At 50.5% G+C, this 11,567-nt stretch carries 10 protein-coding genes; 5 read left to right on the forward strand and 5 right to left on the reverse strand.

What is annotated here, in order from left to right; genetic code table 11:
* Positions 1-52: 52 nt before the first annotated feature.
* Positions 53-625, reverse strand: a complete 573-nt coding sequence (locus tag BZG14_RS00510; protein ID WP_077607679.1) for an LON peptidase substrate-binding domain-containing protein — start codon at positions 623-625, stop codon at positions 53-55.
* 815 nt (positions 626-1,440) lie between these two features.
* On the opposite strand from BZG14_RS00510, the gene BZG14_RS15540 reads away from it, so the two are divergent.
* The 5 genes from BZG14_RS15540 (at position 1,441) to BZG14_RS00530 (ending at position 8,175) form a co-directional block, all read left to right on the forward strand.
* Complete coding sequence (locus BZG14_RS15540; RefSeq protein WP_155522562.1) at positions 1,441-1,605, forward strand: hypothetical protein; 165 nt, start codon at positions 1,441-1,443, stop codon at positions 1,603-1,605.
* Between the two features lie 675 nt (positions 1,606-2,280).
* A complete protein-coding gene (locus BZG14_RS00515; RefSeq protein WP_077599180.1) occupies positions 2,281-3,957 on the forward strand; it encodes an ABC transporter substrate-binding protein in 1,677 nt (558 codons plus the stop codon).
* Positions 3,958-4,074: 117 nt separating this feature from the next.
* A complete protein-coding gene (gene oppB, locus BZG14_RS00520) occupies positions 4,075-4,995 on the forward strand; it encodes an oligopeptide ABC transporter permease OppB (protein WP_069361193.1) in 921 nt (306 codons plus the stop codon).
* Positions 4,996-5,005: 10 nt separating this feature from the next.
* Entirely contained in the window at positions 5,006-5,917 is a 912-nt protein-coding gene (gene oppC / locus BZG14_RS00525) for an oligopeptide ABC transporter permease OppC (protein ID WP_100297933.1), read from the forward strand.
* A gap of 146 nt (positions 5,918-6,063) precedes the next feature.
* Entirely contained in the window at positions 6,064-8,175 is a 2,112-nt protein-coding gene (locus BZG14_RS00530; RefSeq protein WP_077607680.1) for a methyl-accepting chemotaxis protein, read from the forward strand.
* Positions 8,176-8,191: 16 nt separating this feature from the next.
* Here BZG14_RS00530 and BZG14_RS00535 read toward each other — a convergent pair whose 3' ends face one another.
* The 4 genes from BZG14_RS00535 to BZG14_RS16040 form a co-directional block, all read right to left on the reverse strand.
* The gene (locus BZG14_RS00535) at positions 8,192-9,340 is read right to left on the reverse strand and encodes a ribosomal protein uL16 3-hydroxylase (RefSeq protein WP_077607681.1); all 1,149 of its coding nucleotides are present in this window, start codon (positions 9,338-9,340) and stop codon (positions 8,192-8,194) included.
* A 111-nt stretch (positions 9,341-9,451) separates the two neighbouring features.
* A complete protein-coding gene (purB, locus tag BZG14_RS00540; protein WP_077607682.1) occupies positions 9,452-10,819 on the reverse strand; it encodes an adenylosuccinate lyase in 1,368 nt (455 codons plus the stop codon).
* 25 nt (positions 10,820-10,844) lie between these two features.
* Positions 10,845-11,489, reverse strand: coding sequence for a high frequency lysogenization protein HflD (gene hflD, locus BZG14_RS00545; RefSeq protein ID WP_069361197.1), 645 nt, complete (start codon positions 11,487-11,489; stop codon positions 10,845-10,847).
* Positions 11,490-11,502: 13 nt separating this feature from the next.
* On the reverse strand, positions 11,503-11,567 hold a 65-nt coding region (locus BZG14_RS16040; RefSeq protein ID WP_443508314.1), incomplete at its 5' end, for an aminomethyltransferase beta-barrel domain-containing protein.

The following is an 11,567-nucleotide window of genomic DNA, read 5'->3' on the forward strand; positions in this document are numbered from 1 at the left end:
AATCAAGCAAATGAATAAATAGGGCAAATAGCAAGGCAGCAATAAAAACGGTTTAATGGGGATCTTGCATCATGCTCAACAGATAATCCCGTGTGGCGACACAGGAGTTGTTCGCCATTAACTGTTGTTTTTCCCCGGYGGGGAGCGGCAGCAGCTCTAACCAGCGTTGGCATAACCACGTCAAATTGGAGAACTCGGTCTCTCGGTGCATTTGTTGTAGTTCAGGATAGCGCTCAAACATCGACTGTAAGCGCTCCACGAGAGGCTCGCTTTGTTTGTCGACGTGGCAATCGGGCCACCGAGGTAACGCGTTTACCGAGGCAAACAAGATGTGGTTGTGCTGCTGGTTAAACGCATGAATCGCAAAGCGTGCGGTTCCCCGTGCCGTGATCACTAAGCAGCCATCTTCTTGGCTTCGGGTATAGTCCTCAATTTCAATAAAGGTGCCAATATCCACGTGAGAGCGCTGAGCTTGTGTTTCCGCCATACACACCCCGATAGGCAGTCCATGCTTTAACGCGAATACGAGTGTGTCTAAAGAGTCGCCTGTTGGAATGCGAAGAGGCATCCGCCCCCCTGGCAAGATGTGACGATCATTAAACAAAATTGGTGTGGATTGTCCCATGTGACACCCCCTGACAAGCAATGGCGTTGGTCTAGTAATTTAGATATAGCAAAAGGGGTGCCTACTTTTTGAAACGCCCTTATACCAGCAGTTCGGCATGGTGACGCTGCAGTTACGTCGCGTTTGAGAGAGAAAAGTCGCAATTTGCAATGCAAATCCGCTCGCGATACCGCATTACGCAAACGCTAACTTGCCCGCGTTGTGGCGGCTTGTGAGTAGGGGATTGCTCTGACTCGTCGTCAGCATCGCGGTATGAAGACAAAAAAATAGCCTCGACGTGGAGGCTATTAAAGGGGTGTTTTAACATCAACACCGCGTTAGCGGTTAACCTGTGGTTTTTTTCCTTTATTTGGGTTGTAACCATGGCGAACGCGAGCGCATAAAGGGCGCGAGGTTGAGCTTTGTGGTCTCATAGTCTTGCTTTTTACTCTCTTGTCGGAAGAAAAATCAGGTTGATGATCGGGAACAACGCATCAACAACATAATGATGGGGGATATGGCGTCGAATAACAACATTGCTTGCTTAAAAATGCATCAATATTGGTATTTCGTCTAAACAGCCGCTTATTATCAGAAAATGTTATTAAACTAAGTCAAGAGCGGGCCGATATCCGCTCTGGTCTTGGGCTGCGACGTCAAGGTGCTGTAGGGGCGAGACTGTCTGGTATGCCTTTTCGGCCATATTTTGCTTTATTGACGATGAAGGTGTAGCGTAAAAATTGCACAAGCGGTTTGTACTGGCGCAACAGTCGATCACACTCGGTCGGTGTTGTGCGAGTGACTGTGCCAAATACTGATGAGTTCAGGAGGACACAATGAAACACAAGCGCTATAGCAACAAGAAAATGAAAGAAATGCTCAACGAGGTCATGCCAGAAATGGAAAAAGCACGCGAGGACAACCGTGCTCTGCACGATGAGGCCAATGATCGCTCATCCGATAGTGGCCCCGTGTTTAGTCCCGACGATGCTAAAAAATAGTGGTTTACAGGACAAAGCCAGCCTCGAAGCTGGCTTTGTTGCGACATGATCACCGCTCGAGTCTACCGTAGCAGCCGTTTCTACCTTCTCCCTCCATTTTATATCCTCGCTTGACCCTCGCGCCTATTCGCGATGACAGGTTCCATTAACGCTCATCCAAGCCAGATTTTGTGACCGTGATAGCTGTCTGACATCACGTGCATGTGTATCTGTTGAGTTTTTCCGACAAATAACGTTTAGTAACGGCTTTACAATTAAGTAACATTTGACGCATATTGGCAGTCAAAGTCACTGAGATTGCGAAGATAGAGAGAGGCTTGTGTGTTTTTTCGACCGCAAGCTAGTTCAGCATTAGTGCCAATGCCCCCAGATTCAGTATAAATAGCAATTTGTTCCGTATTTTGTTTCTTGTGGTGAATAAAGCGCTAACGCGGCCTCGTCTTACCAGCTTAAAATTCCTTTATGTGACTTTTTAGTAGTGAAAGATGAGTTTTTAATCTCATTCTATGGCAAAATACTTCAGATTTATGGCAAAACACAGCGTTGCTTGGTAATGTTTTGCCTCTAATCGCGCAGTGAGGCGTAGCACAGCTTTTTAGATTGTGCAAAACGGATTCTCCCGCCAAGCGGCGTCGATTGTCATGGATGCAATAGCGATTGTTATGGAGTTACACGATGAAGCTAAACACGATCACCCGAACCCTCTTTATGGGCGCTGGCCTTTCTCTGGCGCTAGCAGGATGCAGCGAACCAGAGCAAAAACAGACCTCTCAATCTAACCCTGAAACCAAACAACAAGCCGAGTCCGCGACAGGCGAACCGCAACTGGCGGCAGAGCAAGAACTCGTGCGTGGCAACGGTGCCGAAGTGGCGTCGTTGGATCCGCATAAAACCCAAGGTGTGCCAGAATCGCACGTTATTCGTGACCTGTTAGAAGGCCTGGTTAACCAGGATGCAGATGGCAATGTCATCCCAGGTGTTGCTGAGCGCTGGGAAAACAAAGATAACAAAGTCTTTACCTTCTACTTGCGCGATGAAGCCAAATGGTCAAACGGCGATCCCGTCACTGCGCAAGATTTTGAATACAGCTTTAAGCGTGTGGCTGATCCAATGACCGCATCACCGTATTCTTGGTATCTTGGCTACACCCACATGGAAAATGCCAAAGCCATCATTAAGGGTGAGAAAGACAAAGACACATTGGGCGTTGAAGCGCTAGATGATCATACCCTTCAGGTGACGTTAGATACCGCCGTGCCTTACCTGGTTAAAATGATGGGCCACACCACCATGAAGCCGGTGCATAAAGAAACGGTAGAAGAATATGGCGATCAGTGGACCAAGCCTGAAAACTTCGTCGGTAATGGTGCGTATGTGGTCGACGAATGGGTGATTAACGAGCGTCTTGCATTAACACGCAACGACCAATATTGGGATAATGAAAACACCACGCTCGATAAAGTGACCTATTTGCCGATTGAAAACCAAGTATCGGAAATGAACCGCTACTTGGCTGGCGAAATCGACATGACGTATGAGATCCCTAACGAGCATTTCCGTCGTCTTAAAAAGGAACATCCTGAGGATCTTTCAATCGTCGGTAACCTGTGTAGCTATTACTACATCTTCAATACCAAGCGTGAACCTTTTAATGACGTGCGTGTACGTAAGGCGCTGTCTTACGCGATTGACCGTAACGTGATCACTGATGCCTTGCTGGGTCAGGGTCAAAAGCCGGCGTACTTCTTGACGCCTGAAATCACTGCTGGATTTGATCCTGAGCTGCCTGCGTACGCGAAGATGAGCCAAGAAGAGCGTGACGCGGAAGCGAAGCGTCTGCTCAAAGAAGCTGGATTCGGTGAAAATAATCCGCTTGATTTCTCACTGCTGTATAACACCAGTGAAAACCACAAAAAGCTGGCCGTCGCCATTGGTCAAATGTGGAAAGACAAGCTGGGTGTGGATGTTGCACTCAATAACCAAGAGTGGAAAACCTACCTTAACACCAAAGATGAGGGGAACTTTGATGTGGCGCGTGCCGGTTGGTGTGGCGATTACAACGAAGCCTCTACTTTCCTTAGCTTGATGCGTAGCTCTAACTCGTCAGGTGGTGTGCACTATGATAGCCAAGCCTACGATGCGATCATGGAAAACGCCATGACCACCACAGACGACGCCAAACGCACACAACTGTACTTGGATGCAGAAGCCCAAATGGCAAAAGACATGCCGATTGCGCCTATTTACCAATATGTAAAAGCGCGTCTGCTTAGTCCACAAGTCGGTGGCTTCCCTGCCAATAACGCTGAAGAGAAGATCTACTCAAAAGATCTTTACATCAAGGCGGAGTAACGTCTGATTCACAGCTGATAAGGGAGCTGCAACATGCAGCTCCCTTGGCTGGTTGTCGCTATGTAGGTATCGCCTAGGTAGCGGACGCTGTGAGGCTCAAAACGAAACGGTACAGTTATGTTGAAATTTATCGCCAAGCGCCTTTTGGAAGCTATTCCAACTTTGTTGGTCTTAATTACTATCTCTTTTTTCTTGATGCGGTTTGCACCAGGCAACCCTTTTTCAAGCGAACGCCCATTGCCCCCTGCCGTAATGGAGAATATCAATGCCAAATACGGCCTCGATAAGCCGGTGTTTGAGCAGTACACCACCTATTTGGGGAATATCCTAAAAGGCGATTTTGGTCCCTCATTCAAGTATGTGGACTACTCGGTAAACGAGTTGATCGCGGGCTCGCTCCCCGTGTCAGCGCAGATTGGTGCTGTCGCATTTATTTTTACCCTCTTATTCGGCGTGAGCATTGGCACCATCGCCGCGCTTAAGCAGAACACCTGGATTGATTACACCATTATGTCCACGGCCATGTTGGGCGTGGTGATGCCATCCTTTGTGCTCGCGCCCGTGCTGATTTACATCTTCGCCATTAATCTTGGTTGGCTCCCTGCGGGTGGCTGGCAAGGCGGGGGCTGGCAATTTATGGTGTTGCCGATGATTGGCATGTCCTTGCTGTACGTGGCCACATTTGCTCGTGTGACTCGTGGCAGCATGATTGAAACCCTAAACAGTAACTTTATCCGCACCGCGCGTGCCAAAGGGCTCAGTTACCCTAAAATTATTGTTAAACATGCGCTCAAGCCTGCGATGCTACCGGTTGTCTCCTACATGGGGCCCGCGTTTGTGGGCATTATTACTGGGTCGGTGGTAATTGAAACCATTTTCGGCTTGCCGGGTATTGGTAAGCTGTTTGTGAACGCCGCGTTTAATCGTGATTATTCATTAGTGCTTGGCTGTACCATTTTGATCGGTACACTGACCATTCTTTTCAACGCGATCGTCGATATCCTGCTTGCGTATATCGATCCTAAGATTCGTTACTAGGGGTGACATGATGCTGACGAAAAAAGAAAACATTGACGCCCTCGAAAACTTTGCTGAAGAAGTCGATGTCAAGGGGCGTAGCCTTTGGCAGGATGCGGCGATTCGTTTTAAACGTAACCGTGCTGCAATGGCGAGCTTGGTGATTCTGGTATTGATTGGTTTGAGCGTGATCCTTGGGCCGTATATCAGTGCCTACGCGTATGACGCGACCGATTGGTATGCGATTCATGCCGCGCCTTCATTGGGCTTAGAGGGCCATTGGTTTGGTACCGATGCGTTAGGCCGAGATCTCTTTACTCGCACCATGATGGGTGGGCGTATATCGATCATGGTAGGCGTCATGGGTGCCTTTGTCGCCGTCTTGATTGGTACCTTATACGGGGCAACCTCTGGCTTTATTGGCGGCCGCACCGATGCGGTGATGATGCGTCTGGTGGAGATCCTCCAGTCGATTCCGTTTATGTTCTTTGTGATTGTACTGGTCACCTTCTTTGGCCGTAATATCGTGCTGATCTTCGTGGCCATTGGCTGTATTGCCTGGCTAGATATGGCACGTATTGTGCGCGGTCAAACCCTGAGCTTGCGGAGTAAAGAGTTTGTCGAAGCCGCTCACGTTTCAGGGGTGAGCACGCGCCATATCATTACCCGCCATATCGTGCCAAACGTGCTTGGGATTGTTGCGGTTTACTCGACCTTACTGGTGCCAAACATGATCTTGTTTGAGTCTTTCTTGAGTTTCTTGGGGTTAGGTGTGCAAGAGCCAATGACCAGTTGGGGGGCCTTACTACAAGAGGGCTCGCAAACCATGGAAATTGCGATTTGGCAGCTGCTATTCCCTGCCGCCTTTATGGTGATGACATTGTTCTGTTTTAACTATGTTGGCGATGGGCTTCGTGATGCCTTGGATCCAAAAGACAGATAAGCGACGTTTTTTGCCATCGTAAAAAACGCAATAATATGAAAGGCGCAGGTTTATTTCCTGCGCTTTTTTGTTACTGTTAAATGCGTGTTTCAAGGATGAGAATCGATAGCAGTGGTGGCTGTCGATAGAGTGACAAAGGAGCTGTCATGCGATCCCTCTCAATTCAATGGAAGCTCACCCTGGTGGCCATTTTGTGCGTTGCTGTTACCGCGGTGACATTATTAACCTTCTCAACATACGTTAATAACCAGTTTCAGCAAACGGTCGGGCAAGCGAGTACCCAAACGCTGCGCAGTGCCGCCCAGCGCCTCGCGACCAGCCAAGCCCAAGTGCAAGCGACGCATGTTCAACGCTCGTTGGATGAAGCGGTGTATCGTGCCCAAATGCTGGCGCAAAGTGTGGTGTACCTACAATATAACGCTGAGCAAAACTTTACCGACAGTGGTGAGCTTCGCGGCTCAATCAATGAGCTGGTGCGGCGCTCAGTGGAGAACTTCGATACGGTGCAAGCTGCGTTCGTGGTGTTTAAGCCCAACGCGCTCGATCAAGAAGATGCCTTTTATCAGCTCGATACAGAACGGGGCGCCAATGCCGCAGGGCGTTTTGCCAGCCGCTGGCAAAAGCGGGACGGCGAGCTGCAAGGTACCGTGCTCAGTGAGAAGCAAATTAACAACGGCGATAAAAAGGACAACGGGCAAGCAGCGAATCATTGGTACCAGTGTCCATTGAGCCAAGGCGCCGCTTGTGTATCTGCGCCCAAACAAGCGGGCAGCAGTATGAGTGTCACCATTTCCTCACCGCTGATGCGTGATGGACAAGTACTGGGGGTGCTAGGCATTGATATTGCGCTTGGCGGCTTACAGTCAGTGATCTCAGAGGCGGATAAAGCCCTATTTGACGGCGCTGGCAATGTCAGTGTACTAAGCCAAGGTGGGCGAGTAGTTGCGTCGGATAACTCGCAAGCAACGGGAGGGAAGGTCGATGATTTGCCGTCGGCGCCCGGTAACATGGGTGGGTGGCTGACCGAAGGTCAACCACAGACCGTGTGGCAAAAAAGCCAGTTGATGACCTATGTGCCGATTGCTTTGCCAGGCACCACGTGGGGAGCCCTTATCACCTTGCCGGAAGATGTCTTACTCTCTGAGGCAAACCAATTAAGCCAACAAATTACCGCGCAACGCAGTCAAGCCGCGTGGACAGAACGTAGCTTAGGGGTTGTGGCAACCCTGCTTGCCTTGGTGATCGCCGGATTCGCGGCGCGCCAAATCGTTAAACCCCTGAAGCTACTGGCGGAACGATTGGCAGAGATTGCCGACGGCGATGGCGATCTCACGCAACGTATCCAGCTTAAAAATCGTGATGAAATCGGGGTACTGGCGGGGCGCTTTAACCGCTTCCTCGATAAGCTGCAGCCTATTATGGCGAATGTGATTAATAGCGTTGAAGAAGCGGAACATACGGCCAAAGAAGCCGCCCGTGTGGCCGCGCAAACCCGAGATGGTAGCCGTGAGCAAGTATCAAGCTTGGATGCAGTGGCGACGGCATCAGAAGAGATGACGCAAACCGCCTCCCAGGTTGCCAGCCATACTGAGTCAGCGCTGACTGCAGCCAACGCGGTCAACACCGCCACAGAGAGCGGTGAAAAAATTGTGACTGGTTCATCGCAAGCCATGGCGCGTTTGGTGGAGACGCTGAACGGGGCGACCCATGATGCGCAAGCCTTACAAAAGAGTAGTCAGGACATTACTGAAATCTTAACCGTGATTGATACCATGTCTGAACAAACTAATCTGCTGGCGTTAAATGCGGCGATTGAAGCGGCGCGTGCGGGTGAGCAAGGGCGCGGGTTTGCGGTAGTCGCTGACGAAGTGCGTGAACTGTCACAGCGTACTAACCAGTCAATCACCCAGATCCGTACCGTGATTGATTCGTTGCAGTCCGGCGCACAATCAGTGGTAGCTGCGATTCATGATGGAAATCAGCTAGCGGATGATACCGCTGAAAAGGTGCAAGAAACCGTCACCAGTTTGGACCAAATTCGTACTGCGATGCAGGATATGATGGGGCTTAACAGTGAAATTAGCGCGGCGGCGGAACAACAAAGCGCGGTGTCAGGCGACGTGACGCAAAACGTGACCCATATTCGTGAACGCAGTGATGAACTCTTATCGCATGCCGAATCGGCGGCGAGTATTGCCAGTCAACTGGAAGCGCTGGCTGGCCGTCAGCGTGCGCTAACGGCCCAGTTTAAAGTCTAACCTTGGTGAGCCGCGGTTACTCTGGCGCTTCCTCTAGAGGATACCAGTAGCCGCGGTTTACCCACAGCGTGAGCATCGGCCAAAACAGACTATTGTCAGCGGCTTTACCGAGCGTTTCCCAATCGATAAAACGTTGATTGCACAGCCTAGGGGTTAGTGACTCACAGCCTTCCGGTAAGTCAAAGCTCTCACCGAGCATAAAAATCATCTCTGGCTGATCGGCGTGATAGAACGCACGCAAGCCACTGAGTTTTTCTAAGCAAAGTCCATCTTGCATGGCGGCTTTGAGACTGTCTGGTTGCCACTGAGGATCGGGGCTAAGCAAATCGAGTTCATGCCGAGCTTGAGAGAGAAACTCGCCAATCCAGCGCTTTTTACGGGTCTCGTCGTGCATTAAGGCCATCATCATTTCGTCCATCTGGGCGAGATGCTGTGGATCCAATGCCGCAGGCGCATCTGGTTGGGCTGACATGGCAGGCCAGTGGAAATGATTATCGCCGGCTTCGTCGACAATCACTTGGTCGGCATAACTGCTCAGTAGCTCGCGGGCTTTTGGTGAGCGGTAGCCAATTGAGTAGCTGAGCGAAGGCTCAAGGGTATCGCCTTCGTGTGGAAAGCCTGGCGGGATATAAAGAATATCGCCTGGCTCTAGCACCACATCGATGATGGCATCAAAACCAGTGATCTGCTTGAGCCCGGTGTCTAAGTTGGCTTCTTGGTAATCACCTTTTGGCCCAACGCGCCAACGGCGGCGGCCTTGGCCTTGCACGATAAACACATCATACTGGTCAATGTGTGGCCCTACGCCGCCCTGAGGCTGGGAATAACACACCATCACATCGTCAAATAGCCACTGCGGTAACGAGGTAAATGCGTCAGCCAGTTCACGTACGCCTGGGTGCCAATGGTTAGCGGCTTGTACCACCAGTTGCGCATGGGTGTCTGGGAAATCATCGAAGTGCTCGAAAGGGCCGTTCGCGACTTGCCACTTGCCATCGGCTTGGGTCACCAGGCGTGAGTCAATATCGGCTTCCATCGCGAGTCCTGCGACTTCTTCAGGCTCAATCGGATCGTCAAAATCGGCTAATCCCTGGCGGATAACGGTGGGGCTTTGATGCCAATGTGTGGCCATAAATTCGGCGAGCGAGAACTGAAATTGATACATAACGACTTAGTTTACGAAATTTGCGGCAGTATAACGTGACGAGCGGGGCGGTGCGAGGGGGAGAAAAAACGGCCTCCAATATGGAGGCCGCGAGCATTGGACGCATTTTGCTTACAGTTTATCCGTGAGCTTGACTGCATCGCCAATGTAGTTAGCCGGTGTCATTTGCTTGAGGCGTGCTTTCTCGTGCTCAGGCAAATCAAGGCTATCAACAAAGGTACGCATTCCTTCGCCATCAACCCGTTTGCCACGTGTCAGCTCTTTGAGCTTCTCGTAGGGCTTTTCTATCCCATACCGACGCATCACGGTTTGAATAGGCTCGGCAAGGACTTCCCAGTTTTGATCCAATTCCGCTTCGAGTGCGGCTTGGTTCACTTCCAGCTTGCTGATCCCTTTCAGAGTCGACGCATAAGCAATCAGGGTGTAGCCCACACCCACTCCGAGGTTACGTAATACGGTGGAGTCAGTCAGGTCACGCTGCCAGCGAGAAATCGGCAACTTTTGCCCAAGGTGAGAGAAAATGGCATTGGCTAGGCCGAGGTTACCTTCCGAGTTTTCAAAATCAATCGGGTTAACCTTGTGCGGCATGGTCGATGAGCCAATTTCACCCGCGATAGTTTTTTGCTTAAAGTGGCCCAGCGCAATGTAGCCCCAGATATCACGGTCAAAATCGATCAAAATGGTGTTAAAACGCGACACGGCATCAAAGAGCTCGGCAATATAGTCATGCGGCTCGATTTGAGTGGTGTACGGGTTCCAGTCAATACCTAATGAGGTCACAAAAGCTTCGCTGTAGGCATGCCAATCGATCTCTGGATAGGCCGACAAGTGCGCGTTGTAGTTGCCCACTGCGCCGTTGATTTTACCCAGGATCTCACTGCTTTTAACCTGCTTGATTTGGCGCGCCATGCGGTACGCCACGTTTGCCATCTCTTTACCCATGGTCGATGGAGACGCAGGCTGACCGTGGGTGCGTGAAAGCATGGGCACATCGCGGAACTGCTGAGACAGGTCTTGAACAGCGTCCGCCAGACGTTGCATTTCTGGCACGATCACGGTGTCACGTGCTTCTTTGAGCATCAATGCATGCGACAGGTTATTAATGTCTTCAGAGGTGCAGGCAAAGTGAATGAACTCGCTCACGGCATGGAGTTCTGCGTTATCGGCAATCTTTTCTTTTAGAAAATACTCAACCGCTTTGACATCATGATTGGTGGTGCGCTCAATCTCTTTGATACGCGCGGCATCTTGCTCGTCAAACTCAGCAGCAATGCGGTCGAGTTGGGCATTGGCGTCATCGCTAAAAACGGGCACTTCAGCAATGCTGTCTGTGGCTGCCAGTTTTTGCAGCCAACGGATTTCTACGATGGTGCGGTATTTAAGCAATCCAAATTCACTAAAAATCGATCGCAACGCAATCGTTTTCGTACCGTATCGGCCATCGACCGGTGAAACAGCAGTCAGCGCTGACAGTTCCATTTTTTGTCTCCTGAGTTCAATCTGATTAGCTTCGGGCTAGAATGAGTTTGGCCTGCTCAACCATTTGTTTGCGACCAAAGATAAGATGCCGGCGTTTGCCGCCTACTTGACGCCATAGGACAGCACTGCGGATACCGGAAAGCAAGATGGCACGCACGCGATGTTGCACGCCAGTTTGCTGTAAATGTTGTGGATCACCAGATACTTGAATGCGCGGTCCAAGTGGGCTGATCACGTCGAGATAAATGCTGGCAAGGTTGCTGATCATTTGCTCATCGAGCAAATCAAAATGGCTCACTTGACGCTCGATCGTTTCAATGCGATCGCCCAGTTGTGCCATGGCATCACGGCGGCTGGACAGCTTGCGCTCCAACGCCAATAAATTAATCAGGTAGCGCATGGTTTCGCTACCATTGCGGCTATTATCGAGTTGGCCAATGAGGGTCTCTAAACCAAGGTGAAGACCTGACTCACCGCCACCGGTGACATTCCCTACTTCTCCGCGAAATACGTCTAGGGTAGAAGAGGGGTTAGTGATGATAATGCTGCTCAGGCTCGTATTTAATGCGTCTTGGTCACAATACCCATTGCGAGATACGTCTTGCACCAATTTTGCTGCCTGACAAATGCTGGCAAACGCCAGGGTGCGATCATAAATCGTCTCTGCCACTGATCACGGCTCCTTAAATACGTTGCTCGATAATGCCACCGCCTAGGCACACATCACCATCGTAAAAGACAGCGGATT

The organism is Salinivibrio sp. IB282, from assembly GCF_001995685.1.
In the GTDB taxonomy this organism is placed as follows: domain Bacteria; phylum Pseudomonadota; class Gammaproteobacteria; order Enterobacterales; family Vibrionaceae; genus Salinivibrio; species Salinivibrio kushneri.